The sequence below is a fragment of the Kitasatospora sp. NPDC101155 genome (assembly GCF_044768305.1).
Classification (GTDB): Bacteria; Actinomycetota; Actinomycetes; order Streptomycetales; family Streptomycetaceae; genus Kitasatospora.
Genome location: NZ_JBIWPN010000029.1, coordinates 77,715 through 103,958, shown reverse-complemented (window position 1 = coordinate 103,958; position 26,244 = coordinate 77,715). Strand labels below are relative to the sequence as shown.

Here is a 26,244-nt window from a genome sequence, read left to right as displayed (position 1 = left end):
GGCGACAGCATCATCTCGATCCAGCTCGTCGGCCGGGCTCGTAAGGCGGGGTTGCACTTCAGTCCCCGAGACGTATTCACACACAAGACGGTGGAGGCCCTCGTGGCAGCGATTGAATCGGCGGAACAGCCAGAGGCCGCGGTCCTCACGACGCAGACGGACGGCGTCGGCGATGTGCTGGTGACCCCGATCATCGACTGGCTGCGCGAACTCGGCGGCTCCATGGAGCAGTTCAACCAGACGATGGCCATGCCCACCCCGCCCGGCCTGGATGGGACGCTCGTGGCCAAGGCGGTGCAGGCCGTCCTCGACCACCACGACGCGCTGCGCATGGTACTGACCCGGATCGGAGAGGACGTCGGCTGGTCGCTGGAGACGCTGGCCGCCGGCGCGGTGCCGGCCGAGGAGTGCCTGCGCCGGGTCGACCTGGCCGCCCTCGTCCGGGCCGGCGCCTCCGAGGCGGACCTGGACGCGGCCGCCGCCCGGGAGACCGCCCGGGCGCAGGCCCAACTGGACCCGGACACCGGGAAGATGATCCGCTTCGTCTGGTTCGACCTCGGGTCCGAGACCCCCGGCCAACTGGCCGTCGTCGCCCACCACCTGGTGGTGGACGGGGTGTCCTGGCGGATCCTCGTACCCGACCTGGAGTCCGCCCTCGCAGCGCTGCTCGCCGGCCGCCCGGTGGAGCTGGAGCCGGTCGGGACCTCGTTCCGCCGCTGGGCCCAGCACCTCACGGAACTGTCCAGCGACCCCGAGCGCATGCGTGAACTGACGCTGTGGCGCGACATCCTGTCCACCCCCGACCCGCTGCTCACCGACCGCCCGCTGGACCCGGCCCAGGACACCATCGGGGCATCCGCCGTACTGAGCCTGAGCCTGCCGGCGGCCGTCACCGAACCGCTGCTCGGCCGGGTCCCGGCGGCGTTCAACGCGGGCGTCAACGACGTCCTGCTGACCGCTCTGGCGATCGCCGTCGCCGACTGGCGGCGCACGTCGGACCGCGGCGAGGGCTCCGCCGTCCTCGTCGACCTCGAGGGGCACGGCCGCGAGGAACTGGTCGACGGCGTCGACCTGTCCCGTACGGTCGGCTGGTTCACCAGCAAGTACCCGGTGCGCCTCGACCTGGGCGAGCTGCCCCGCGACGAGCTGTTCGCCGGCGGGGCCGCCACCGGCTCCGCGCTCAAGGCGGTCAAGGAACAGCTGCGCGCCATCCCCGACAACGGCCTCGGCTACGGCATGTTGCGCCACCTGAACCCGCAGACCGCCCGCGCGCTGGCCCGCTACGCCGAGCCGCAGATCGGCTTCAACTACCTGGGCCGGCTCAGCACCTCCTCGGGCACCGCGGAAGAGACCGGTGCGCCCGTCGTCCAGCGGGACATGACGCACGTACCGGAGGCCGGCCTGGCCCTGCCGCACGCGCTGGACCTCAACGCCCGCGCCGTGACCCACCCCGACGGCCTGCGGCTGGCCGCGTCGTGGACCTGGCCGAAGGAGCTGTTCTCCGAGGGGGAGATCGGCGAGCTGGCCCAGTCGTGGTTCAGGGCGCTCCAGGCCCTGGTCACCCATGTCGAGGCGACTGCGGGCGGCGGCCTGAGCCCGTCCGACCTGTCCCTCGTGGCCATCACCCAGGACGAGATCGAGGACCTGGAGGCGGCACAGCCCGGCCTGGCGGACGTCCTGCCGCTCTCGCCGCTCCAGGAGGGCCTGCTCTTCCACGCTCTCTACGACGACCGGGGCGCGGACGTCTACAACGTGCAGATGGCCCTCGATCTCCGAGGCGAACTGGACACCGAACTGCTCAAGGAATCCGTCCGCGTGGTGCTGCGCCGCCACGACAATCTGCGCGCCGGGTTCCGCCCGGGCGGCTCGGGGCAGTCGCTGCAGGTCATTCCCCGCGAGGTCGAACTCCCCTGGACCGAGGTCGACCTGAGCGCACTCGGCGACAGCGAGCGGGAGGCCGCGCTCACCCGCGTCCTCGCCGACGACATCGCCCGGCGCTTCGACCTCCAGCAGCCCCCGCTGCTGCGCTTCACCCTGGTGCGGCTGGGCCCGGACACCTACCGGCTGATCCTCACCAACCACCACATCCTGCTCGACGGCTGGTCGGTCCCGCTGGTGATGGGTGAGCTCTTCGAGCTGTACGGGCGGGGCGCCGACGCCTCGGGCCTGCCGGCGGTGGTCCCCTACCGCGACTACCTGGGCTGGCTCGCCGGCCAGGACCGGCAGGCATCCGAGAGCGCCTGGGACCAGGCCCTGGCGGACGTGGAGGAGCCGACCCTGCTCACCCCGGCCGGCGCGAGCCGCGCGGTCGTGCGCCCCGCCACCTGGGAGGTGCGGCTGTCGCAGGAGGCCACCGCGGCGCTCGCCGCACAGGCCAGGCGGCACGGGCTGACCAGGAACACCGTGGTGCAGGGCGCCTGGGGTCTGCTGCTGAGCGGGCTGACCGGACGCGACGACGTGCTCTTCGGCGAGACGGTGAACGGCCGGCCGGCAGAACTGCCCGGCGTGGAGTCCATGGTGGGCCTGTTCATCAACACCCTGCCGGTCCGGGTCCGGGCCCGGCGCGGCGACACCCTGCTGGACCTGCTCGGCCGCCTCCAGGAGCAGCAGCTCGACCTGCTGCCGCACAAGTACCTGGGGCTCGCCGACATCCAGCGCTGCGCCGGAGTCGGCGAACTCTTCGACACCGCAACGGTGTTCGAGAACTTCCCGGTCGACGCGAGCGGCCTGGAGGAGTCCGCCGAGGGACTCGGCGTCGTGGACGTCGCGCTCCAGGAGGGCACCCACTACGCCTTGGGGCTGTCCACCTCGGACGACGCCCACGCGATGCGTCTGAAGGTCACCTACCGGCCGGACCTCTTCGACGAGACGGCCGCCCGCGGCTTCGGCGACCGGCTGGTGCGGATCCTGGAGGCGTTCGGCACGGACCCCGAGCAGCCGCTCGCGGCACTGGAGACGCTGTCCGACGCGGAACGCCACCAGGTCCTGACCGAGTGGAACCGCACCGGGCACGACACGGCGCCCGCCACCTTCCCCGCCCTGTTCGAGGCCCAGGTGGCGGCCGCCCCCCGGCAGCCGGCCGTGGTCTGCGGCACCGCCGCCCTCACCTACGCCGAGTTGAACGAGCGCGCCAACCGCTGGGCACACGTCCTGATCGAGCGCGGAGTCGGACCCGAGCACACCGTGGCCGTGGCCGTCCCCCGGTCCGTGGAGTGGCTCGCGGTGACCCTCGGCGTCCTCAAGGCCGGCGCGGTGTACGTGCCGGTGGACCCGGGCTACCCCGCCGAGCGCATCTCCTACGTGACGGCCGACGCGAACCCCGCCCAGATCCTCACCACCGAGGAGGCCGCCGCGCAGCTCGCCGCGGCCGGCGTGAACGCCACACTGGTCGTCGACGCGCCGCAGACCCGCGCCGCGCTGGAGGCCGCCGCGGCGACCGACCCGACCGACCGGGACCGGGTACGGGCACTGCACCTCGCCCATCCCGCGTACGCCATCTACACCTCGGGCACCACCGGCCGCCCCAAGGGCGTCCTGGTGCCCCACGAGGGCTTCGCCAGCCTGGTGGGCGCGCACGCCGAGAACCTGGCCGTCGACAGCGACAGCCGGCTGCTCCAGGTGATCTCGCCGAGCTTCGACGTCTCGGTCGCGGACCTCTCGACGGCCCTGCTCAACGGGGCCACCCTGATCCTGCCCGAAGGCAACCAGCAGCCCGTCGGCGACGAGCTGACCAACCTGATCCGGCGCAACCGCGCCACCCACGTCCAGCTCGCCGCAGGCGCCCTGGCCACCCTGCCGCCGGACGAACTGCCCACCCTGCGCACCCTGGTGACCGGCGGCGAACCCTGCCCGCCGGACCAGATCGCCCAGTGGTCCTCGGGCCGACGCATGATCAACGCCTACGGGCCGACCGAGACCATGGTGTGCGCCACCATGAGCCGCCCGCTGGCCGGCCCGGTGCACCCGCCCATCGGCAGCCCGCTGTGGGACCGCCAGGTGTACGTCCTCGACCGGCACCTGCGGCCCGTCGCGGCCGGAGCACCGGGCGAGCTCTTCATCGCCGGGGCCGGGCTGGCCCGCGGCTACCTGAACCGGGCCGACCTGACCGCCGAACGCTTCGTCGCCAACCCCTACGGTGCGCCCGGCAGCCGCTTCTACCGCACCGGCGACGTCGTGCGCTGGAGCGCGGACGGCGAGCTGGAGTTCGTCGGCCGCGCCGACGGACAGGTGAAGATCCGCGGCTACCGCGTCGAGCCGGGTGAGATCGAGGCGGTCATCGCCCAGCACGCCGACGTCGAGCGCGTCGTGGTCCAGGCCCGCGACGGCGGCCCCGGCGGACGCCGGCTCGTCGCCTATGTCGTGCCGGCGGCCGGCGCCCTCCTCGAAGGCCGGGCGATCCGCGACCACGTCGCCGCCACGCTGCCCGAGTACATGGTCCCCGCCGCGGTCGTGAAGCTGGCCGGGATTCCGCTGACCGGCCCCGGAAAGGTCGACTACCGCGCCCTGCCGGAACCCGAGTACGAGGCGGCCGGCGACGGCCGCGCCCCGCGCACCGAACAGGAGGAGAAGCTCAGCGGGCTCTTCGGCGAGGTGCTGGGCCTGCCCAAGGTCGGCATCGACCACAGCTTCTTCGACCTCGGCGGCCACTCCCTGCTCGCCACCCGGCTCGTCAACCGGATCCGTACCGCCTTCGACGTGGAACTGCCGGTCCGGGCCGTCTTCGAGGCACCGACCGTCGCGGCCCTGGCCGAACGTCTCGCCGAAGCCGACGCCGAAGGCGCCCGCGCGGCGCTACGGCCCGTCGAACGCCCGGACCTCATCCCGCTCTCCTACGCCCAGCGCAGGCTGTGGTTCATCCACCAGACCGAGGGCGGCAACGGCCAGTACAACATCCCGCTGTCGGTCCGCCTGCTCGGCGACCTCGACATCCAGGCGCTGCGCGCCGCGGTGTCCGACGTCGTGGCCCGCCACGAGAGCCTGCGCACCCTCTTCCCGGTCGCCGACGGCGTGCCCCGACAGCGGATCCTCCGCCCCGAGGAGGCGCAACTCGCCCTCACCGTGACCACGGTGGACGCGGACGGCCTCGACGAAGCCCTCGCGGCCGCCGCCGCCCAGGACTTCGACCTCTCGGCCGAACTGCCGCTCCGCGCCCACCTGTGGCAACTCGCGCCGCAGGAGCACGTGCTGCTGCTCGTCCTGCACCACATCGCGGGCGACGGCTCCTCCATGGCGCCGCTCGGCCGGGACCTGGGCGCCGCCTACCAGGCACGCGCCCGGGGCCTGGCGCCGGAGTTCACGCCGCTGCCCGTGCAGTACGCCGACTACACCCTGTGGCAGCGCGAGGCCCTCGGGGACGAGAGCGAGCCGCAGAGCGCAGTCGCCCTCCAGCTGGAGCACTGGCGCACGCAACTGGCCGGCCTGCCGGAGGAACTGAGCCTGCCCACCGACCGGCCGCGCTCGGCCGACTCCGGCAACCGCGGCGGACAGGTCCCCCTGCACCTCCCCGCGGCCCTGGCCAAGGACATCGCCACCCTGGCCCGCACCGCCGACGCGAGCACCTTCATGGTGATGCAGGCCGCGGTGGCGGTCCTGCTGTCCCGGCTCGGCGCCGGCACCGACATCCCGCTGGGAACCGTGGTGGCCGGACGCACCGACGAGGCGCTCGACGAACTGGTGGGCTTCTTCGTCAACACGCTGGTGCTGCGCACCGACGTGTCCGGGAATCCCGGCTTCCTCGACGTGGTGCGGCGGGCCCGCGCCACCGACCTCGCCGCCTACGCCCACCAGGACGTTCCGTTCGACCGGGTGGTCGAGGAGCTGAACCCGGTCCGGGCGGTCAACCGCAACCCGCTGTTCCAGGTGGCGGTCGGCTTCCAGAACAACGAGGAGGCGAAGCTGGAGCTGTCGCGGCTGACCCTGGCGCCGCAGCCCCTGCGCTCGGACATCGCCAAGTTCGACCTGATGTTCAACTTCGAGGAGGCGCAGGGCGCTCATGGCTCCACTGCCCTCCTGGGGGGTGTCATCGAGTACAACAGTGCGCTGTTCGACACCGCGACCGTGCAGACCATGGCTGCCCGGCTGGTAGGCCTGCTGGAGCAGGCCGTCGCCGAGCCGCAACGCCCGGTCGGCAGCCTCGAACTGATGACCACGCAGGAGCGACAGCTCCTGGAGCAGGTCAACGACACGGCACGACCGATTCCGCAGGAGACGCTCGGCGTTCTGTTCGAGGCGCAGGCGGCCCGCACACCGCAGGCCGACGCGGTGACGCACGAGGGCACCACGCTGACGTACGCCGAGCTGAACGCCCGGGCGAACCGACTGGCGCGGCTGCTGGTCGGCGAGGGCGCGGGGCCGGAGACGTTCGTCGCGCTGGCCCTGCCGCGCTCCGCCGAGATGATGGTCGCCGTGCTGGCGGTCCTCAAGACGGGGGCGGCCTACCTGCCGGTGGACCCCGAATACCCGCAGGACCGCATCGAGTTCATGCTGGCGGACGCGAAGCCGGCGCTGATCGTCACGAGCTCCGCGGTGACCGTGGCGCAGGCGGGGACATCCGGCGACCAGGTGCGCCGCCTGCTCCTGGACGTCCCCGGGACCAGGCAGACCCTGGAGTCGCTGTCCGGCAGCGACCTCACGGACGCCGACCGCAACGCCGCGCTGCTGGCGGACCACCCGGCGTACCTGATCTACACCTCGGGCTCGACCGGCCGCCCCAAGGGCGTGGTCGTCACGCACCACAGCGCCGTGGATCTGGTCACCTGGGCCGTCGAGGAATTCGGACCGCGACGGCTGTCCCGGGTGCTGGGCTCGACCTCGCTCAACTTCGACGTCTCCGTCTTCGAGATGTTCGCCCCGCTGCTCAGCGGCGGCTGCCTCGACGTGGTCCGCGACGTCCTGGCCGTGCTCGACCATCCGGACAAGCAGTGGCACGGGACCCTGATCAGCGGTGTCCCCTCGGCGCTGTCCCGGCTGCTCGACGACGACAGCGCGAAGGTGTCCGCGGACACGGTCGTGCTGGCCGGCGAGGCACTGCCGGCGCATGTGGCCAACGCCGTCCGGGCGGCGATACCGGGTTGCCGCGTCGCCAACATCTACGGCCCGACCGAAGCCACGGTCTACACGACGGCATGGGTCAGCGACGAGGAGGTGAAGCGGAACCCGCCGATCGGCCGGCCCCTCCAGAACACCCAGGTGTACGTGCTGGACGAGACCCTGCAGCCGGTCGCCCCCGGTGTGCCCGGCGAGCTGTACATCGCCGGTGAGGGCCTGGCCCGTGGCTACCTCAACCGGCCGGCGCTCTCCTCGGAGCGTTTCGTCGCCAACCCCTTCGGGAGCGGCGGCGCGCGGATGTACCGCACCGGAGACGTGGTGCGGTGGACGGCCGGGGGAGAGGTGGAGTACCTGGGCCGCTCCGACGACCAGGTCAAGATCCGCGGGTTCCGGATCGAGCTGGGGGAGATCGAGTCTGCGCTGATGGCACACCCGGACCTCGGCCAGGCCGTCGTGGTGGCCAGGGGCGACGACCGGAGCGGCCGGCAGCTGGTCGGCTACGTGGTCGCGCGGGCCGGCCGCCCCGCACCCGACGCCACCGCGTTGCGCGCTCATGTCCGCGCCGCCCTCCCGGCGTACATGGTGCCGAGCGCGTTCGTGACGCTGGACGAGCTTCCGCTGAACCCGAACGGAAAGCTCGACCGCAAGGCACTGCCCGCACCGGCGGCCGTTGCGGGAGCCAGTGGGCGCGGGCCGCGCGACCCGCGGGACGAACTGCTGTGCCAGATCTTCGCCGAGGTGCTCGACGTGCCCCAGGTGGGCATCGACGACAGCTTCTTCGACCTGGGCGGTGACAGCATCATCTCGATCCAGCTGGTCAGCCGGATCCGGGCGGTGTTCGGCGTCGAGCTGCCCAACCGGGTCGTCTTCCAGGCGCCCACGGTCGCCGAGATGGCGGAGCAGCTGCGCGACGGGACGCAGCAGCAGGGCGACTCCTTCGAGGTCCTGCTGCCGCTGCGCACGGCGGGCGAGCGGCCGGCGCTGTTCTGCATTCACCCGGTCGGTGGCGTCGGGTGGATGTACACCGGCCTGATGCGCCACCTCCACCGCGACTACCCGATCTACGCCGTGCAGTCCCGGGGCCTGACCGCGCGGGAGGAGGAGCTGCCGGGCTCGATCGCCGAGATGGCGGCCGACTACGTCGAGCAGATCCGCGCTGTCCAGCCGTCGGGCCCCTACCACCTGCTGGGCTGGTCGATGGGCGGGCTGGTCGCGCAGGAGATCGCCGTCCAACTCCAGGCGCAGGGCGAGAAGGTGGGCCTGCTCGCCAACCTGGACCAGCCGCCGATGACCAAGGACATGGTCGGCGGCGAGTTCGTCGCCACGGACGAGCAGAAGACCCTCGCCGTGCTGCTGGACTTCGTCGGACGTGACGCGGGGATGTTCGGTGACGGCCCGCTGGACCACGGCGAGGTGATGAAGGTCCTGCGGGAGGAGGGCAGCGCGCTCGCCTCCTTCGACGAGCAGCACATCCTGCGGATCGGCCGGGTCACGAACAACAACTGGCAGCTCACGCTCGGCTACGAGCCTCCGGTGTACGACGGTGATCTGCTGCTGATCGCCTCGACCGAGGACCCGGACGCCGAGGGGACCAAGGTGGAGCGGACCGTGAGCGGGCTCGCCCCGTTCGTCACCGGTCGCGTCGAGGTCAGGGAGATCGGCTGCGAGCACCGGCAGCTGCTCGGCACCGGCCATGTGGCCGAGGTCGCCCGGGCGGTCCGGGAGAAGCTGCGCGAACTGGAGGGCTGACACCCGCCGGCAGGGGCTCGCGGGCCGCGGGTTCGCGGCCCGCGAGCCCCTGCCGTCATGTCGGACGCCGCCGGACTCCGCCGCACGGGCGGCCGGCGAAACGGTTCCGGCCCGCCGATCTCTCCCGATCGGTAGATGTGCCCGACACCTGTGTGCCGGAATCCTGTACCTACGGCAACGACCACCGCCTCGGGGCGGGGCGAAGGAGGACCAGCGCGATGGCGCATTCGGTGAAGGTCGAGAGCAAGCGGCAGGTGCCGCCCGGCGTCGTGACCAGGCGCCGTTGGTGGTCGGGCTGGCCGGACTGGTCCGGGTACGCGGCGGCGGTGTGGTCGCTGCTGTACGGATCGGCCGGGCTGTACTGGGCCCTGGGCGGGGCCGGTTACCCGTTCGCGCAGGTCGCCAAGGACCGCTCGTCAGGGTCCCTCCTTGAGCCGAGCCCGGCCGCCGTGGTCGCTCCGGTGATCGCCGCGGTCGGCCTGATCGGTGCGGTCGCCGGTGTGCTCATGGCACGGCAGCGGGGGACCACCAGGGGCGCCCGCCGCCTGCTGCTGGTGATCGGCTGGACCCAGGCCATCGCGTTCACCCTGGTCCTCGGGGACTACACGATGCTGGCCCTGGCCATCTTCGCCCCCCTCTGGCTGGTGTTCGCCTTCACCGGAGTGCCGGGCCAGGACGGCGGCATCGGCTCGATCCTCTTCTGGCACCGGAACAACCTGATCATCCTGTTCGTCGGCGGCCTGCTGTGGACCGCGGCGACCCTGGCCTACCAGCGGCGTACCCGTGGGCTGTGCGTACACTGCGGCCGCGGCGGACGGGCGGCGGCGTGGACCACGGCGGAGGCCGCCACGCGGTGGGGACGCAAGGCCGTGCTGGTCTGCGTGCTGTCCACCATCCCGTACGAAGTGACCCGGCTCGCCTGGTACTTCGGCTACCCGCTCGGCATCACCGACGAGTTCCTCAAGGACATGCAGGACACGACCGGCATGCTGGAGATCGGACTCGGCCTGGCGATCGCGTCGTTCCTGGGGAGCGTGCTGACCCACGGCCTGGTCCACCGCTGGGGCGAGGTCTGGCCGCGGTGGGTCTGGTTCAAGGCGGGCAAGCCGGTCCACCTCGCCACGGCGATCATTCCGGCCTCGATCGTGTCGGTGGTGCTCATCCCCGGTGGCATCATGATGATCCGGGGCGGGAACCAGCCCCAGGGGTGGGGAACCAACTACCCGGGGATGCTGTGGATCGTCTGGGGCGCCGCGCTGGGTGCCGCCACCTTCGCCTACTACCTGCGCCGGCGCGGGACCTGCGGGTACTGCCACCGGGGGTGAACCACCGTCGACGACACCCCAACGCCTCGGGCCGCAACCACGGATGGTTGCGGCCCGAGGCGTCGGGTGCGAAGGTCAGCGGACCCGGCGGAAGGTGCGCACGGCCAGCGGCGCGGCGACGAGGACGATGACCACGCAGATGGCGGGCGGGACGAGGAGGCTGCTGAGGTGCGCCTCACCCAGGGCCAGCTCCCGTGCCGCGGTGATCGCGTGGGACATCGGGTTGACCTCGGCGAAGGCGCGCAGCCAGCCGGGAAGGCCGTCGACCGGGACGAACGCGTTCGAGGCGAACAGCAGCACCAGATTGACGATCCCTCCGATCGGCTGCATGGCCTCGGGACGGCGCAGCACCGCGGACAGGGCCATGAACACCCAGCCGAGTGACCAGCTGAGCATGACGGCGATCAGCAGGGCCCCGGCCGCGCCCAGCACGCCCCCGGCCGGATCGAAACCGAAGACCAGTGCGCCGGCCACCACCATGACCAGCATGTTCACACCGCTGAGTACCGTGTCGGCGATGCTGCGGCCGATCAGGATCGAGGCGGGCCGGATCGGCATCGAACGGAAGCGGGCGACGATCCCGTTGTTGAGCTCGGTGGTCAGCGCGACACCGGACTTGAGGGCGGCGCTGACCGCGCTGGTGACCAGGAAGGCCGGCAGCAGGTAGTCGATGTAGGTGACGCCGGCCGGGAAGGACGAGGTCTGGGCGAGGCTCTTGAACACCTGGCTGAACACGGTCAGCATCAGGATGGGTTCGAGCACACCGGGCACGACCAGGGCGGGGTCGCGCAGCGCCCGCAGCGACCGGCCGGACAGCACGAGGATCTGCCGTCCGATACCCGATCCCTGGTAGCGGGGGGCGGGCCGGTCGGCCCGGAGGTCCGGGCGCTCCGGCGCCCGGTTGGTGACGATGGTCATCGAGGGACTCCCTACCTAGCGGGACTGGAGTGATTCAGGGCCATGTACACGTCGTCCAGGGTGGGTTCGCAGTAGGCGAGCCCCGCGATCTCGGCACCCGCTTCGTCCGCGGCCCGTACGACGACGGCGATCTGCGCGGAATCCATGACGGGGACGGTGACCACCAGCCCCTCCTCGTCGTGGGTGGGGGCCAGGCCGGTGCGGCGCAGCGCCTCGACGGTGTGCCGGCGGCCGGCGAGATCGCCCAGGGTCAGGTTCACGCTGCGCCGCCCGACGCGGGACTTGAGGTCGTCGGCCGTGCCCGAGGCGATGATCCGCCCCTTGGACAGGACGGTGATCGAGTCGGCGAGGAAGTCCGCCTCGTCGAGGTACTGGGTGGTCAGCAGGACGGTCGTTCCGTCGGCGACCAGGCGCTGGACGACGTCCCACAGATCCCGCCGGGCCACCGGGTCGAGTCCGGTGGTGGGCTCGTCCAGGAAGATCACCTCCGGCCGGCCGACCAGGCCGGCCGCCAGGTCGAGCCTGCGCCGCATACCGCCCGAGTAGGTCTTGGCGCGCCGTCCGGCGGCATCCGTCAACTGGAAGACCTCCAGGAGCTCGTCGGCCCGGGCCGATGCCTCGGTCCGGGCCGCGCCCAGCAGACGGGCGATCAGTATGAGGTTGTCCCGGCCGCAGAGCGTCTCGTCCACGGCCGCGTACTGTCCGGTCAGGCCGATCCGCCGGCGCACTTCCAGGGGGGCCTGGGTGACATCGAACCCGGCCACCCGGACCTGGCCGGCGGACGGCCGCAGCAGGGTGCTCAGAATGCTGACGAGCGTGGTCTTGCCGGCCCCGTTGTGGCCCAGCAGCCCGAGGACGGACCCCTTCGGCACGCTGAGGCTCACGTCGTCGAGCGCGGTCATCGACCCGAAGGTCTTGGTGAGACCGGCAACGTCGATCATCACTGCATCCACACGCTTCTCCTTCGTCCGACCATGGGGGAATCGGCACCATCGAACAGCAGTCGGAGGAGCAGTGGTGAGGTAGTGTCAATTCTTCAATTCGGCTTTCTGGAGCGGAATGTGATCGCCGTTCGTCTCCCGTGGGGCGAGCTGAGCCGATGCCCGGCGGGGCCTGCCCAGGCGTTTGGCCAGCGGGCGTTCGAAACCGTGGCACAGGGCCCAGGCGACGACCAGTGACAGCACATAGGTGAGGGCGATCAGCCCCAGTGCCTGGGGCAGCGGCCAGGTGTGCTGCGACCGTCCGATCGGGCCGAAGGTGATGACCAGCGTATGGGTCAGGTAGAAGGCGAAGGCCAGTTCTCCCAGGCGGACCACGGTGCGGCGCTGGAAGACGGTGGACTTGCCGTCGAGGTCGGCGGCCGCCGCGGCGGTGATGACCAACGCGAGCGGGATGACGGTGGGCGCGACCAGGCCCAGCGTGTTGGGCAGCCAGAGGGCGAGCAGATAGGCGGGGACGAGCGTCAGCCCCGCTACGCCCAGCGGGACCCGGATCCACCGGCCGGTCTGCAGGATCCGCGCCATGACGATGCCGAGCGAGAAGTCCAGGATGCGGGTGGCCGGGTGGTTGAAGACCAGCCACTGCTGTTCCCAGGACACATGGACGAAGGGCGTCTCGGGCGTGGACGACACCACCAGGCCACCGATGAGCGCGGTGGCGACGATCGCCGCCACCAGGGAGCCGGCGCACAGCCAGAGCCGGCGGTCGGGGATCTTGCGGACGAGCCGCAGCAGCCAGGGGAAGGCGAAGTAGAAGAGCAGCTCGCCACAGAGTGACCAACTCGGGCCGTTCACCGCCCAGAAGACCTTCTCGTTCGAGGTCCACGCCTGGAACAGGAACAGCGAGGGGAGCGCGTCGCCGAGGACGGGCTTGACGGCGAGCCAGGCCATCAGGGCCATGGCGATCGCCCAGGCCAGGACATGGCTCGGGTAGAACCTCGCCAGCCGCCGGCGCCAGAAACTCAGGAGTCGGTCGTTCTCCCGGGCGGTCCAGGTCAGGATGAAGCCGCTGAGCACGATGAAGAAGCCGACGCTGACGAAACCGATCTTCGCGAACCATCGATTGAGGTTCTGATCGAGCTGGGCATCGGCGAAGAGCCCGGTCTGGATGATGTGCAGGATGAAGACCGTCGTCGACGAGGCGGCGCGCATCCCGATGAGTGAGGGAAGGAGGGACCCGCCGCCGCGCGGATTCTGTGCTGACGGTAAGCCGGATGCCATGGGACCTTCTTTCAAGAGGAGGGGACCGCCGGCTTCGGCCGACGGGGCAGGGGTGGTTCAGGGATTGGGGGTCCAGCGGACCGGGAGCGTGCGCGTCCCGCGCATGAGCATGCCGCCGATCCACGCCAGTTCGTCCGGATCGCCGTCGAGCTGCAGACCGGGGCAGCGCTCCAGTAGCGTGCGGACCGCGATCTGCAGTTCCATCCGTGCCAGCGGCGCGCCCAGGCAGTGGTGGATGCCGTGTCCGAAGGCGACGTGTCCACGCGCGTCGCGCCGGATGTCGAAGCGGTTCGGGTCCGGGAACTTCTCCGGGTCCCGGTCGGCTCCGGCCAGGGCCACGAGGACGTGTTGGCGCGCGGGGATGAGGGTGCCGCCGATCTCGACGGGCTCCCTGGTGAAGCGGTCCGTCGCCGACTTGAGCGGCCCGTCGAAGCGGAGCATCTCCTCGACCGCGCCGTCGACCAGCGACATGTCGGCGCACAGGGCGGCCAGTTGGTCGGGGTACTCCAACAGGGCCCGGACGCCGTTGGCGAACTGGTTGAGCGTGGTCTCATGGCCGGCGATCAGCAACACGAAAGCCACGCCCAGGAGTTCGTCCCGGGAGAGTCGGTCTCCGTCCTCGTCGGTGATCTGGATGAGCGCGCTCAGCAGGTCGTCGTCGGGCCCGACCCGCTTCTCCTCGACGAGCTCGGTGAGATACAGGGCGATGGAGCGCAGCGCGTCGCCCTCCGCCCCCGGTCGTGAGGGCGCCATCAGCTCGCTGGACCACGCATGGAACTGCTCGGCGTCCCGGGCCGGGACGCCGAGCAGTTCGCAGATCACGGCCATGGGCAGTGGGAAGGCGACCGCCTTGACCAGGTCGGCACGGCCGTCGGGGGCGGAGAGCATGGTGTCGATCAGCGCGTCCGTCATGCGCTGCACCCGCGGCCGCAGTGCCTCGACCCGGCGCGGCGTGAACTCCCGGGTGACCAGCTTGCGCAGCCGCGTGTGCTGGGGCGGGTCGCTCTCCAGCATGTTCGCCAGCACCGCCGCGCCGTTGGCGGCGTCCCCGAGCATCGTGCGGGGATCCTTGCTGAGCCGGTCGTCCATCAGGGTCGCGCGTGCCTCCTCGTACCCGACGACGAGCCACACCTCCTGGCCGTCAGGGGCCCGGACCAGGTGGACCGGCCCCTCGGCGCGCAGCTTGTCGTAGATCGGATACGGGTTCCGCGCGAAATCCGAACCATGGGCACCCAGGTCGAAGATCTTGGTCATTTCGTTATTCCTGCCTCGGTCGACTCAGGTCACCGTAGGTGTACGGGAAGTGCCGGGCCAGGTCATATCAGGTTTATTGAATTGCGGTAACGGAATGGCGGGAACATGCGCGAGCCTGTCCCTCAAAGCGTGCCCAATGTTCGTGAGAGGAACCGATGATTTCCAACAGGCTCGACAATGCCATGTTCGGCCTATTCTCGACCCACGCGCTGCATCTGGCGGACAAGCACGGCGTGTTCGCTCATCTGATCGAGGGGGGGCCGACCAGCGCCGAACGCGTCGCCGCGGCCCGGGGTATCGACCCGGAGACCCTGGAGCGGCTCCTGCTGGTGCTCGCCGCGGTGTCCGTCGTCGAGCGTGACGCCGAGGGCCTGTACCGCGTCGCGCCCGCCCTGGCGCCCTCCCTCGACCCCGGGAACCCCCGTTACATCGGCGGCTTCGTCCGGCACCTGGTCACCAACACGACCCGCCAGCTGCACCAGCTCGACGACTACCTGGCGCGGGGCAAGGCCGCCGTCGACGCCGAACTGCCGGCCCCGTTCGAGACGATCTACCGGGACGAGGCGGCGACCGAGGCCTTCCTGGAAGCCATGTGGCAGCTGAGCTTCGGGGTGTCCGGTGAGCTGGTGCAGCTCGCCGAGCTCGACGACGTCCGCACCCTGGTCGATGTGGGCGGCGCCAGCGGCGCCTTCGCGGTGGCCGCGCTCAAGCGGTACCCGCAGCTGAGCGTCACCGTCTTCGACCTGCCGCAGGTCGGCCCGTTCCTGGACCGCACCCGCGAGGCCGGGCGGTTCGGCGACCGACTCGGCTTCACCCCGGGCGACTTCTTCGAGGACGCGCTGCCGCCGGCCGACTGCCTCTCCTTCGGCTACATCCTCTCCGACTGGGAGGACACGACCTGCGTCGAGCTGCTGCGCAAGGCGTACGACGCGTGCGGGAGCGGTGGCCGGGTGCTGCTCATGGAGCGGCTCTTCGACGAGGACGGCGGGCCGTTGGCGACCGCGGCGATGAACCTCTCGATGCACGTGGAGACCCAGGGGCGGCACCGTACCGCGGCCGAGTACACGGCACTCCTCAAGGAGGCCGGCTTCGGCGACTGCACCGTGCACCGCTCCACCTGGGACAAGCACCTCGTGATGGGGAGAAGGTCTTGACCGTCGCCACGAGCACCATCGACGCCCTGCTGACCCCCCGGCAACAAGAGGCCGCGGCGCTTCAGCGGATGCGCGGCCGGGCCGGCCTGGAACCGGCCGAGGCGGCGTCACTCGCCGCGCTGCACGACGCGCTTCCCCCGACCGCGACCGGCACCGACGAAGTCACCCGGCTCCTCACCCGCTCGGTGAGCCGTGAACTGGAGATACCGGAGTACTACCGGTACACCTGCCTGCACGTCTACGGCTGGTTCCTCGACCTCTTCCCGGACGATCCGGTCGCCGGGGCACTGCTGGCCCTGCACACCACCCTGACCGACCTGGCCGAGGTGGAGCGCGAGGCCCGGCGGGCGGGCATCCGGCCGGAGTGCGGCGACGAGCGGATCAAGCGCCTGGACGAGACGCTCGCCGCGGTGCGCGCCGTCGTCGTCGACCCGCTGCTCCGGATCGGGGTCGGCGATCTCGTCGACCGGGCGGCGGTCGACCCGCAGCTGGGCCGCCGCACGGCGCTGCTCGCCGAGTGCACCCGCTTCCCCCGGTCCACCGTGCACGAGGAGAACGTCTTCCTGCGCTCCGTCCAGTCCTGCGAGAACCTGTTCTTCCTGGTGCGCCGGCTCGCGGTGGAAGTGGCCGCCACCAAGGACGAGTTCCCGGCCCGGGCCGGCACCCGGCTGGAACTGGCCGGGGCGTGTGCGCGTCTGCTCGGCGACGTGTTCCATGTACTGCTCACCCTCACCCCGGAAGGGTTCATGACCTTCCGGAACTACACCGGGGCGGCCAGCGCGGTCCAGTCGCTGAACTACCACGCCATGGAGATCTCGGTGTACGGGTACGACCCGCGCAAGACCGAGGTGTTCGGCTCCGTCGAGCATCTCCAGGTGCTCAACGCCCCTGAGATCAGGGACCATCAGCCGCTGTCCGCCGTACTCGCGGACACCGGGAACGCGCGCCTCGCGGCCGGCTGGCACGAGCTGGACCGGGCGCTGTCCAAGTGGCGGGGCGGCCACTACCGCTTCGCACGCAACTACCTGCCCTCGGACACGCCCGCCTCCGGTGGCACCGACGGGGCCGCCTACGTGAAGCGGTTCGTCAAGAAGGACGCCTGCGTGGCCGGATCCGACCCCTTCGGCGGGCTCCCGCTGCTGTCCGGCTTCCTCTACCGCTGAAGCCGAGGCCGCCCCGCACCGCCCGGTGCCATCCGACTCCTCGCCGGCCGGCACCGGGCTCCCGCGGCGGCCCGTCACGGCTGTCGGTGACGAAGACGATCGCGCCGTTGACATCGGCGCCGGTGGTGTGACGGGGCTTCAGACGACCGCTGGGCCCACCGGCCGCTCCGGGGCGCCCAGCGGCAGCACGGCGCGCAGCCGCCAGCTCCCGGATCCGTACGGACCGGCGTCGAGCGTCCCGCCCAGGGCCTCGACCCGTTCGGCCAGGCCGACCAGCCCGAGGCCGCCGCGTCGGCCGCCGTCGTTCAGGTGGCCGACGGAGGCGTCGTCCCACAGGGTGTTGGTGACGGTGACGGTCAGCCCGGGCACCCCGCCGTGACCGCCGGGCTCCACGGCGATCCGCACATCGGTGTCCGCGGGGGCGTGCCGACGGATGTTGGTGAGCGCCTCGACGATGACGCGGTGGGCCGTGCCGGCCACCTCGCGGGGGACCTGGACGGCCGCCTCCGGGGCGAGCCCGAGGTCCAGCTCCACCGCCGCCTGTCCCGTGGCCCGGAACCGGTCGACGACCTCGGTGATGTCGTCCAGCCCGTACGAACCCGGCCGGCCGTTCGGCGCCGCCTGTGCAGGGCCGGTGCCCTCGTCGGTGTGATGCAGCATGTGCACGGTGCGGTCCAGCGACTTCAGCGCCTGCTGACCCGCAGCCTCGATCTGTTCGAGCAACGCGAGCACCTGCTGCGGCTGTTGGGCCGACATGACCTGTGCGGCCTGGGCCAGCACCACGATGCCCGAAACGTCATGGGCGACGAAGTCGTGCAGATCCCGGGCGAGTTCGATGCGCTGCGCCCGGCGGGCGGCCTGGACCGAGTCCATCCTCTGGTCGTCGAGCCGGCGCAGGTAGGCGCCGACCGCTCCCACGCCCAGCACGCCGACCGAGAGGAAGGCGCACTGCCCGACCGCCTCCGGGAAGCTCTCGAACACCTGTGCCCGCAGCACCAGCGTGGATCCGGCCGTCCCCAGCAGCAGCCACGGCGAGACCGCCCGCCGCAGCGGGAACAGGCGCGTGACGACGAAGATCAGGCCCAGCACGGCGAGGTACTCCACCGACATCAGCGGGGCGGCGGGCGAGTCCGCCCTGATCGGCCGGCCGGGGAAGGTCAGGAGCGTGCCGGCGCCGGAACAGACGGCCACGGTCGTCGCCGCTCGGTGGAGCCGGGACGGGTCCCGCCGCCACCAGCCGACCGCCGCGAGAGTGATGACGGATGCCGTCACCATGGTGACGGCCGACAGCCAGCCCCCGTCCGCCGCCGTGGCGATGCCGGCAGCCAGTGCGCCCGCGGCGCCGGCCCCGCACAGGGCCCTGGCCACGCCGGTTAAGGGTGTTCGATACGGCATTGCCGCAACCTCGGTATTTCTGGGAGGACTTGGACAGGACTGCACCACTACCGCTTGGAGAGTGCGATGGGCGAGCAGCGCGCCGCGACGATAGATTACGTGCTACCGCACTGGCACTTTCGCGAGTCGCACGGTGTTCCCGTGCCCGGGCAGGTCGCCGTCGAGCAGGTCATGCACGCGGTGATGGAGACGACCTGGGGCGAGGCGCCGCTCTCGCGAGCGTTGATGTCCCTGACGAAGGCCGACGTGTCGCCCGAGCGCCGGATCGTCTCCGAGTTCCTCAGCGGCGCGGGGGAGGTGGTCGAGGCCGGGGACCAGGAGTTCCTCTTCGTCGCGCTGGACTGCCTGCGGGAGCGGCCGAAGCCGCAGGGGTCGGTCGCCGAGGCGCTCGCGACGTGCGACGAACCCGGATTCCTCAAGATCGCCATGAACATCCGCTACGACGGCCGGGTCCTGAGCACCGAGACCCGAGTGTTCGCGACCGACGAGGCGACCAGGCGCAAGTTCCGCACCTACTGGTTGGTCATCCGGCCGGCCAGCGGGCTGAGCCGCAAGTCCATGCTCCGTGCGATCCGCCGCAGGGCGCTCAGGGACGCTGCCACGGCCTGAGGCGCGAGCCGCGTGCGGCCATCGGCCGCCGTCGTTCGGCTGCGGCGCCGTCGACACCGGCACGCTCGCCGTACGGCACCCGCACCGGAGCGCACACGGCGCGGCCGGCCCGCGCCGTTCTCCAGCCGCAGGGTGGGCTCGTGGGCCACCCGGGCGCCCGTGCTGTGCCGCAGCAGGATGCGGGGGCGGTCCTCGACCGCCTCCGCATCCTGCTGCGAGCGCGTCCGCGACGAGTTCCTCCCAGCGGTTGGCGAACGGCTCGCCGAGCCTGCCCTCCCGTCCGGGACGGCAGTGCGGCGCCGATTCCACGCTCTCCGACTCCCTGAGGGGACGGCTGTTGGACGGTAACCGGTCAGGGCCCGTCGCGTCGCCGGGCGCCGAGAAATTCTTGATGCCCCACGGTGACCCAGGGTGGTGGTACGCAGGGGAAAGCGTGACCGGCGACGGCGCTCACCCGCGCCGGGCGCGCCGGACGGCCCTTTCCCCGGCCGGCCCGGCCCGGGTGAAGGCCCGGCCGAAAGCCGCGCAACACGTTATTCAATTCTTCTCATTGCAATCTCTCAAATGTGCGGCGGAGATCATTCTCCGGGAACACTTGTCCGGACGATTCCCCGGTGCTTAAGGTCGAGCAGAAATGGGTGCCAGTGGCAGGGAAGGAAAGACTCGATGGCCAATCCGTTCGAGGACGACAGTGCCGAGTACTACGTGCTCGTGAACGACGAGGGACAGCATTCCATCTGGCCCGCATTCGCCGAGATTCCGGCGGGCTGGAATTCGGTGCACGGCGCCGCGGGCCGGCAGGAATGCCTGGACTACGTGACCGCGAACTGGACCGACATGCGTCCCCGTAGCCTGGCGGCCGCCATGGCCGCCGACGCTTCCTGAACAGCCCCCAGACGACCTAGGAGATACAGAATCATGTCGACCCTCACCGAAGACCGCCGTTCCGCCGTCAAGGAGATCGTCTGCGACATCCTCGAACTCGACGAGGACCAGGTCAGCGACACCAGCCTCTTCATCGAGGACCACGGTGCCGACTCGCTGCGCGCGATCGAGATCCTGGCCTCGCTGGAGAAGGAGTTCGGCATCACCATCGACCAGTCCGAGCTCAGCGAGATGGTCAACCTGGAGCGCGTCTACCAGGTCGTCGCGGAGGCGCCCGCCCGCTGACGGACGCCCCGTCCATCACTGGTTCACAGGCCTGAAGGGGATCAGCATGTCCGCAGTACGCCCCGGCACCGGAGCCGGGAGGCGCCGGGTGGTGCTCACCGGCGTCGGAGTCATCTCCAGCATCGGTATCGGCGTCCAGGAGTTCACCGAGAGCCTGCGGGCCGGACGCAGCGGCGTCCGCCCGATCTCGGTCTTCGACGTCGAGGGCTTCGCCCACGTCAACGGGTGTGAGGTCACGGGCTTCGAGCCCGAGCAGTGGATCACCCGCACCCCGGTCCGGGAGCTGGGGCGTGCGAGCCGCTTCGCCGTCGCCGCGGCGAGGATGGCGGTCGCCGATGCCGGCCTCGATCCGGCCGAACTCGCCGACCGGCGGGGGCTGATCTCGATCGGCACCACCGACGGCGAGTCCTACGAGCTGGACAAGCTGGTGGCCGCCGAACTCGCCGACGGCCCCGAGCAGATGGACCAGCAGGTGGTCCGGCGGGTCTCCCCGGCCCGGCTGTCCACCGCCATCGCGCAGGAGCTCGGGCTCACCGACGTCGAGGCGCCCACCATCGCGACCGCCTGCTCCGCGGGCAACTACGCGATCGGCTACGGCTTCGACTCGGTGAGCTCGGGCGAGGTGGAGTTCGCCCTGTGCGGCGGCGCCGACGCGATGTGCCGCAAGACCTTCACCGGTTTCTACCGGCTGGGCACCATCGCCCCCGAGTTCTGCCAGCCCTTCGACATCGACCGCAAGGGCATCCTCACCGGCGAGGGGGCCGGCGTGCTGGTGCTGGAGTCGCTGGACTCCGCGCTGGCCCGCGGCGCCACCATCTACGCCGAGGTGCTCGGCTACGGCCTCAACTGCGACGCGTACCACCAGGTCGCCCCGAACGGGGACAGCGTCGCCCAGGTGATGGCTCTGGCCCTGGAGAACGCCGGGGTCAAGCCGGAGGAGGTCGACCTGATCTCCGCCCACGGCACCGGTACCAAGGCCAACGACATCACCGAGGCCGGCGCCATCCGCCAGGTCTTCGGGGACGCCACCCCGCGCACCATCTCGCTCAAGTCGATGCTCGGTCACACCATGGGCGCCGCCAGCGCGCTGGGCGCCATCGCCTGCGGCCTGGCCATCACCCACGGTTTCATCCCGCCGACCATCAACCACCGGCAGACCGACCCGGCCTGCGAGATCGACTGCGTGCCCAACCACGCGGTCGAGGCCGACCTGCGGATCGTGCAGAACAACGGCCTCGCCTTCGGCGGCAACAACGCCATCGTGATCCTCGCCAAGTACGAGGAGGAGGCGCGGTGACGTACCCCGTCCTGGGCATGGGCGCGGTCGCCAGCATCGGCGCCGGCCCGGAGGAGATCTTCGAGAGCATCTGCGCGGGCCGCAGCGGTCTGGCACCGCTGCGGGCCTTCGACCGCTCCCGGTTCAAGGCCCAGCAGCTCTTCGAGGTCGACGACCGCGCGCAGGAGGGCGTCGACGAGCCCGGCCGGGCCACCCGGCTGCTGATCGAGGCCGTCCGGCAGGCGGCCGAGGACGCCGGCCTGCCGGAGGACCTGGCCGGCATCCCCGTCCTGGTCGGCACCGGGCTGCGCGAGCTGCGCTCGCTCGAACTGTGGTGGCGTGACGGGGTGCCGTTCGACGTCGAGGGACTGGACTTCGACCGGGCCCTGCGGGAACGCTTCGGCGCTCTCGACACCCACACCTTCGCCGGGGCCTGCTCCGCCTCCCTGTACGCGCTCGCGCTCGGCTGGGACCTGCTGGAACTCGGCGAGGCGGAGACGGTCATCGTGGCCGGCTGCGACGTGGTCACCGAATCCATGTACGGCCAGGCCGACCGGGTGCAGTTCGACCCGCCGCCCGCGGTGCTCCCGTTCGACGCGAGCCGGCAGGGCACCATCCTCGGCGAGGGCGCGGCCGCCGTGGTGCTCGGCCGGGGCGCACCGGCCGGGCGCACCCCGCGGGGCCTGCTGCGCTCCGTCGCCGTCAACTGCGACGCCCACCACCAGACCGCGCCCGACGAGAGCGGCATCGCCGCCGTCGTCCGGGAGGCCCACCAGCGGGCCGAACTCGGCCCCGACGGGATCGACCTGGTGGTGCTGCACGGCACCGGTACCCCGCTCAACGACCGCACCGAGGCCACCGTCACCGCCGACGTCTTCGGGGACGCCCGGCCGGCGCTGACCGCGATCAAGTCGCTGACCGGGCACACCTCGGGCTCGGCCGGGCTGCTCAGCCTGATCGTCGCCCTGAAGAGCCTGGAGACCGGGGTCGTCCCGCACATCGCCCAGCTGACCGAGCCGCTGCCCGAGGGCGCCGGCCTGCGGCTGGTGACGGACCGTCCGCTCACCGAGCCGGTACGGACGGCCCAGGTCAACAGTTTCGGCTTCGGCGGCGTCAACGCCGTCGCGATCGTGGAGGGGGCCGCGTGACCGGCACTGTCACCGCCGTCACCGGGGTCGCGGTGGCCCTGCCCGGCGCCGACGGACCCCGCGCCCTGCTGCACCCCGCCGTACCGGGCGCCGACCCCGTCGACCCGGCCGTCCTGATCGGCCGCAAGGGCCTGCGGTTCAAGGACCGGGCCACCCAGGTCGGGCTGCACCTCGGCTACGCCGCGCTCACCGACGCGGGGCTGCTCGCGGACGGCGCGACCACCCTGCCCGCCGAGCGGATCGGCGTGGTGGTCAGCTCCAACCTCGGCAACGTCGACACCGTCTGCCGGGCCGTGGAGACCATCGCCAAGGAGTCCACCTCGGCGCTCAGCCCGATGGACACGCCCAACGCCTCCAGCAACATCATCGCCTCCGAGACGGCCATCCGCTGGGGCCTGCGCGGCCCCAACCTGACGCTGTGCAACGGCCGTTCGTCCGGACTGGACGCGCTCCGCTGGGCCCGGCTGCTGCTCGCCGGCGGCCGCGCCGACCACATGCTGGTGATCGGCGTCGAGCCGGACAACGAGATGACCCGCAGGCTGGTCGGCGGCCCGGTGGCCGACGGCGGCGCCGCCCTGGTGCTCAGCCGGACGCCGGCCGGTCCGGTCCGGGCCCTGCTCGGCCCGGCCGTACGGACCGCCGACCCGGCCGCCGTCGCCGCGGAGCTGACCGCCCGGGCCCCGGGCGGACGGCTCTGGCTGACCGCCGACGGCCGCCCCGCCCCCGAGGGCGCCCGGCCGCTGGACCTCACCGGCCACGGCGAACTCTCCGGCGCCCACGGCGTGGTGCAGTGCGCCGCCGCCGTCGGCTGGTTCGCCGAGGGGCAACCCGGTCCGGCGTACGTCCAGCTCGGCACCACCGGCCTCGCGCTGCTCGCCCCGGGGGAGACCGCGTGACCAGGGTGGTGCTGCTGCACGGGCTCGGCAACAACGAGCACATCTGGGACGCGCTCGCCGGGCACTGGCGGCCCGGCGTCCGGGTGCACGCGCCCCGGCTGCCCTGGCACAGCGGCGGCATCGCCGGCTGGCGGCACGAGACCGACTCGGCCGGCCTGCTGGAGCGGGTGCTCGACGCCGCGCCCGGCGGAGCCGACCTGGTGGTCGCCCACTCGTACAGCTCGATCGTGCTGCTGGACCTGCTCAGCCGCCGGGCCGCCGCGGGCGACCCGCTCGACCTGCCGGCCGTCGTCCTGGTCAACCCCTTCTACCGGGGCGACGCGGACGACTTCCAGTGGGACCTGATCGCCGAGACCCTGGACGACTTCCCCCGCACCATGGCCGAGTCGATCCGGCTGCGCACCACCGACCGCCCGATCGACGCCGAGCTGCTCGCCGACATGGCCCGCCGGATGACCGACTGGATCGGCCCCTACGGCTGGCTCCGGTTCTTCGACAGCTACCTGCGCACCCCGCTGTTCCCGGTGGCCGAGGTGCGGACCCCGGCGCTGGTCGTCGGGGGCGCGCTCGACGAGTCGGCGCCCCCCGAGGAGGCCCGCCGCCTCGCCGCCGCGCTGCCCGCCGCCGACCAGCTCGAACTGCCCGGCTGCGGCCACTTCCCGATGCTCCAGCTGCCCGACCGGTTCACCGCCGCGGTGCACGCATTCATCGACCGGATCCCGCTCCGGGCCGCCCTCGCGCTCGGCACCTGAACCCGCCCCACCCCATTCGAAGGAGTCCGTTGATGGCCCCGACGCTCGATCCCGCCGTGACGGCGCTGCTGGAGACCCCGACCACGGCGCACCTGCGCCCGCTGTTCGAAGGCAACAACATCAGCTTCGCCATCGGCTTCAAGCACATCAACTACCTGGCCGAGCGCGCGGTCCTGGAGCACTTCCGGACGGCCGGCCTGCCCGCCGGCGAGCTCTACCGCCGGCACGGGCTCGGGTTCGACGTCGTGGACATCCACTCCCGGCTGGGCGCGCTGCTGGCCGTGGACGACGAGGCCGAGGCGGTCGTCACCCCGGCCGTCAAGGACGGCGACGACCAACTGCGCTTCAAGGTCGAGCTGTTCGTCCAGCGTGACGGCGACCGGCTCAAGTGCGCCGGCTCCACGGTGAAGGTGGTGCTGCGCGTCGACGACCACATCAGGGCCGAGGAGCCCGCGCCGGCCGGCCTGGAGCGCTTCGCCGCCGCCCGGCTCGGCACCGGCGAGCGCCTCGAACTGGCCGCCGAGCCGTTGCCCTACGGCGAGTTCACGGCCGGCCGGGGCACCGGCACGGACCCGGTGCTGGCCGAACTCATCGGCGAGAGCAACGCGTTCGGCTGGCGCTGGCGGATGCCGTACTTCTACTGCCACTTCAACGACCGGGTGCAGATGTCCGGCTTCCTGCGGTTGATGGAGGAGGTCGAGGACCTCTTCCTGGCCGACCGCGGCCTGGCCATCAAGGAGGTGCTGGACGGCCGCGGCTGGATCCCGGTGGTCACCCGGTCCCGGATCCAGCTGCTCGACGAGACCGTGATGGAGGAGGAGCTCTACACCGTCTACACCGTCGAGAGCATCTTCAAGTCGCTGCTCTACACCAACCGGATGGACTGCTACGTGGTGCGCGACGGCGAGCTCGTCAAGACCGCCACCGGCACCATCACCCACGGCTACCTCCACGAGACCGCCCCCAACCAGTGGGAGATGGTCTCGATGGACGAGGCCACCGTCGACGCCCTGAGCACCCCGCGAAAGGTGGAGTCGTGACCGCCCCCGTCATCACCGGCTGGTCGGCGGTCTCCCCGTACGGCATCGGCGCCGAGGTGCTCGCCGAGGGTCTGCGGGCCCAGCGGGCCACCGTCGCCCCGGTCGACACCACCCGCTGGCGGGTGCCCACCTCGCGCGCCCACCTGGTGCCCGACTTCGACCCGCGCAAGGCGCTCGGCAAGAAGGGCACCCGCTCGATGGACCGGGTCACCGGCCTGGCCGTGGCCGCCGTCGGCTCGCTGCTCGACCAGCCCGGCGCCTCCCGGGAGACCGAGACCGGCGAGCGGGCCGCCCTGGTGCTCGGCACCACCACCGGCAGCGCGGCCAGCATGATGGACTTCACCCGCAGCTCGCTGGAGGGCGAGCGCCCGTACGACGTCGACCCGGCCGTGATGCCCAACGCGGTGATGAACTGCGCGGCCGGCCAGTGCGGCATCTGGTACGGCATCAAGGGCCCCAACACCACGCTCGCGGGCGGCCGCGCGGCCGGCCTGCTCTCGCTCAACTACGCGACCCGGCTGCTCGCCACCGGCCGCGCCGACACCGTGCTGTGCGCCGCCGCCGAGGAGTACTCGCCGGCCCGCTACTGGCTGGAGAAGCACAGCCGGGGCGCCGAGGCGCCGGGCGTGCCGCTCGGCGAGGGCGCCGCCGTGCTGGTGGTCCAGCCGCGCGAGAACGTCACCGAGGCGCGCCCGGCGCTCGCCGAGGTGCTCGCCGTGCGCACCCGGGTGGCCCTGGCCGGCCAGGCCCGGGAGGCCCTGGCCGCCTGCGTCCGCTCCGCCCTGGACGCCGCCGAGGCGAAGCCCGAGGAGGCGTGGGCGGCCGTCCCCGGCGACGCCCCCGGCCTGCTCGGCCACCTGGAGCGCGAGGTGCTCGCCGAGGCCTGCGGCGGCGCCGCGGTCGACCGGGTGCCCGCGCTCAGCCGGATCGGCGACGTCTCCGCCGCCTCCGGCACCTTCCAGATCGCCATGGTGCTGGCCACCGCGGCCACCGACCCGGTCGCGGCCGGCCGGCTCGCCGTGGTGACCTCCGCCGACCGGGACGGCTCGGTGGCCTGCGCCGTGCTGCGGCTGGAGGCGCCGTCGTGCTGACCCCCGAACAGCCGCCACGACCCCGGAAGGACGGTGCC

General features: G+C 71.9%; 18 protein-coding genes. 13 read left to right on the top strand and 5 right to left on the bottom strand.

What is annotated here, in order from left to right; all coding sequences use genetic code 11:
- Positions 1 to 102 precede the first annotated feature (102 nt).
- Positions 103 to 8,796, top strand: coding sequence for an amino acid adenylation domain-containing protein (locus tag ACIRYZ_RS32290; protein ID WP_402951191.1), 8,694 nt, complete (start codon positions 103 to 105; stop codon positions 8,794 to 8,796).
- A gap of 218 nt (positions 8,797 to 9,014) precedes the next feature.
- A complete protein-coding gene (locus ACIRYZ_RS32285; RefSeq protein WP_402951188.1) occupies positions 9,015 to 10,121 on the top strand; it encodes an NYN domain-containing protein in 1,107 nt (368 codons plus the stop codon).
- Between the two features lie 75 nt (positions 10,122 to 10,196).
- Here ACIRYZ_RS32285 and ACIRYZ_RS32280 read toward each other — a convergent pair whose 3' ends face one another.
- The 4 genes from ACIRYZ_RS32280 to ACIRYZ_RS32265 all read right to left on the bottom strand — a co-directional run bounded on the left by ACIRYZ_RS32280 (position 10,197) and on the right by ACIRYZ_RS32265 (position 14,512).
- A complete protein-coding gene (locus ACIRYZ_RS32280; RefSeq protein WP_402951185.1) occupies positions 10,197 to 11,039 on the bottom strand; it encodes an ABC transporter permease in 843 nt (280 codons plus the stop codon).
- Positions 11,040 to 11,050: 11 nt separating this feature from the next.
- On the bottom strand, positions 11,051 to 11,992 hold the full coding sequence (locus ACIRYZ_RS32275) for an ATP-binding cassette domain-containing protein (protein WP_402951181.1): 942 nt from the start codon (positions 11,990 to 11,992) through the stop codon (positions 11,051 to 11,053).
- 75 nt (positions 11,993 to 12,067) lie between these two features.
- Positions 12,068 to 13,189, bottom strand: coding sequence for an acyltransferase family protein (locus ACIRYZ_RS32270; protein ID WP_402951179.1), 1,122 nt, complete (start codon positions 13,187 to 13,189; stop codon positions 12,068 to 12,070).
- Positions 13,190 to 13,315: 126 nt separating this feature from the next.
- On the bottom strand, positions 13,316 to 14,512 hold the full coding sequence (locus tag ACIRYZ_RS32265; RefSeq protein ID WP_402951176.1) for a cytochrome P450: 1,197 nt from the start codon (positions 14,510 to 14,512) through the stop codon (positions 13,316 to 13,318).
- A 182-nt stretch (positions 14,513 to 14,694) separates the two neighbouring features.
- On the opposite strand from ACIRYZ_RS32265, the gene ACIRYZ_RS32260 reads away from it, so the two are divergent.
- Together ACIRYZ_RS32260 and ACIRYZ_RS32255 are read left to right on the top strand one after the other, a co-directional pair.
- Positions 14,695 to 15,666 (top strand): methyltransferase, encoded by a 972-nt coding sequence (locus ACIRYZ_RS32260; RefSeq protein ID WP_402951173.1) that lies wholly within the window; start codon positions 14,695 to 14,697, stop codon positions 15,664 to 15,666.
- Positions 15,663 to 16,829 (top strand): hypothetical protein, encoded by a 1,167-nt coding sequence (locus ACIRYZ_RS32255; RefSeq protein ID WP_402951171.1) that lies wholly within the window; start codon positions 15,663 to 15,665, stop codon positions 16,827 to 16,829. The genes ACIRYZ_RS32260 and ACIRYZ_RS32255 overlap by 4 nt, the downstream gene beginning before the upstream one ends.
- A 138-nt stretch (positions 16,830 to 16,967) precedes the next feature.
- Here the strand turns inward: ACIRYZ_RS32255 and ACIRYZ_RS32250 are convergent, their stop codons facing one another.
- The gene (locus ACIRYZ_RS32250) at positions 16,968 to 18,197 is read right to left on the bottom strand and encodes a sensor histidine kinase (protein ID WP_402951168.1); all 1,230 of its coding nucleotides are present in this window, start codon (positions 18,195 to 18,197) and stop codon (positions 16,968 to 16,970) included.
- Positions 18,198 to 18,290: 93 nt separating this feature from the next.
- Here ACIRYZ_RS32250 and ACIRYZ_RS32245 point away from each other — a divergent pair, with 93 nt between their 5' ends.
- The 9 genes from ACIRYZ_RS32245 to ACIRYZ_RS32205 all read left to right on the top strand — a co-directional run bounded on the left by ACIRYZ_RS32245 (position 18,291) and on the right by ACIRYZ_RS32205 (position 26,206).
- The gene (locus tag ACIRYZ_RS32245; RefSeq protein WP_402951165.1) at positions 18,291 to 18,833 is read left to right on the top strand and encodes a hypothetical protein; all 543 of its coding nucleotides are present in this window, start codon (positions 18,291 to 18,293) and stop codon (positions 18,831 to 18,833) included.
- A gap of 666 nt (positions 18,834 to 19,499) precedes the next feature.
- On the top strand, positions 19,500 to 19,718 hold the full coding sequence (locus ACIRYZ_RS32240; protein WP_402951163.1) for an MbtH family protein: 219 nt from the start codon (positions 19,500 to 19,502) through the stop codon (positions 19,716 to 19,718).
- Positions 19,719 to 19,751: 33 nt separating this feature from the next.
- Entirely contained in the window at positions 19,752 to 20,003 is a 252-nt protein-coding gene (locus ACIRYZ_RS32235; protein ID WP_402951160.1) for an acyl carrier protein, read from the top strand.
- Between the two features lie 46 nt (positions 20,004 to 20,049).
- Positions 20,050 to 21,300: a beta-ketoacyl-[acyl-carrier-protein] synthase family protein gene (locus ACIRYZ_RS32230; protein WP_402951157.1), complete on the top strand. Its 1,251-nt coding sequence runs from the start codon at positions 20,050 to 20,052 to the stop codon at positions 21,298 to 21,300.
- Entirely contained in the window at positions 21,297 to 22,427 is a 1,131-nt protein-coding gene (locus tag ACIRYZ_RS32225) for a beta-ketoacyl-[acyl-carrier-protein] synthase family protein (protein WP_402951154.1), read from the top strand. Before ACIRYZ_RS32230 ends, ACIRYZ_RS32225 begins: the two co-directional genes overlap by 4 nt.
- On the top strand, positions 22,424 to 23,323 hold the full coding sequence (locus ACIRYZ_RS32220) for a beta-ketoacyl synthase N-terminal-like domain-containing protein (protein ID WP_402951151.1): 900 nt from the start codon (positions 22,424 to 22,426) through the stop codon (positions 23,321 to 23,323). The genes ACIRYZ_RS32225 and ACIRYZ_RS32220 overlap by 4 nt, the downstream gene beginning before the upstream one ends.
- Complete coding sequence (locus ACIRYZ_RS32215) at positions 23,320 to 24,075, top strand: alpha/beta fold hydrolase (protein WP_402951148.1); 756 nt, start codon at positions 23,320 to 23,322, stop codon at positions 24,073 to 24,075. The genes ACIRYZ_RS32220 and ACIRYZ_RS32215 overlap by 4 nt, the downstream gene beginning before the upstream one ends.
- Positions 24,076 to 24,107: 32 nt before the next feature.
- Entirely contained in the window at positions 24,108 to 25,115 is a 1,008-nt protein-coding gene (locus ACIRYZ_RS32210; RefSeq protein WP_402951146.1) for a hypothetical protein, read from the top strand.
- Positions 25,112 to 26,206 (top strand): beta-ketoacyl synthase N-terminal-like domain-containing protein, encoded by a 1,095-nt coding sequence (locus tag ACIRYZ_RS32205; protein WP_402951143.1) that lies wholly within the window; start codon positions 25,112 to 25,114, stop codon positions 26,204 to 26,206. Before ACIRYZ_RS32210 ends, ACIRYZ_RS32205 begins: the two co-directional genes overlap by 4 nt.
- The last annotated feature ends 38 nt before the right edge of the window (positions 26,207 to 26,244 follow it).

Excerpts from the sequence above, each read along its gene's own strand:
- ACIRYZ_RS32285 (WP_402951188.1), top strand. The coding sequence starts at position 9,015 with ATGGCGCATTCGGTGAAGGTCGAGAGCAAGCGGCAGGTGCCGCCCGGC.
- ACIRYZ_RS32280 (WP_402951185.1), bottom strand. The coding sequence starts at position 11,039 with ATGACCATCGTCACCAACCGGGCGCCGGAGCGCCCGGACCTCCGGGCC.
- ACIRYZ_RS32270 (WP_402951179.1), bottom strand. The coding sequence starts at position 13,189 with ATGCGCGCCGCCTCGTCGACGACGGTCTTCATCCTGCACATCATCCAG.
- ACIRYZ_RS32265 (WP_402951176.1), bottom strand. The coding sequence starts at position 14,512 with ATGACCAAGATCTTCGACCTGGGTGCCCATGGTTCGGATTTCGCGCGG.
- ACIRYZ_RS32260 (WP_402951173.1), top strand. The coding sequence starts at position 14,695 with ATGTTCGGCCTATTCTCGACCCACGCGCTGCATCTGGCGGACAAGCAC.
- ACIRYZ_RS32245 (WP_402951165.1), top strand. The coding sequence starts at position 18,291 with ATGGGCGAGCAGCGCGCCGCGACGATAGATTACGTGCTACCGCACTGG.
- ACIRYZ_RS32240 (WP_402951163.1), top strand. The coding sequence starts at position 19,500 with ATGGCCAATCCGTTCGAGGACGACAGTGCCGAGTACTACGTGCTCGTG.
- ACIRYZ_RS32235 (WP_402951160.1), top strand. The coding sequence starts at position 19,752 with ATGTCGACCCTCACCGAAGACCGCCGTTCCGCCGTCAAGGAGATCGTC.
- ACIRYZ_RS32230 (WP_402951157.1), top strand. The coding sequence starts at position 20,050 with ATGTCCGCAGTACGCCCCGGCACCGGAGCCGGGAGGCGCCGGGTGGTG.
- ACIRYZ_RS32210 (WP_402951146.1), top strand. The coding sequence starts at position 24,108 with ATGGCCCCGACGCTCGATCCCGCCGTGACGGCGCTGCTGGAGACCCCG.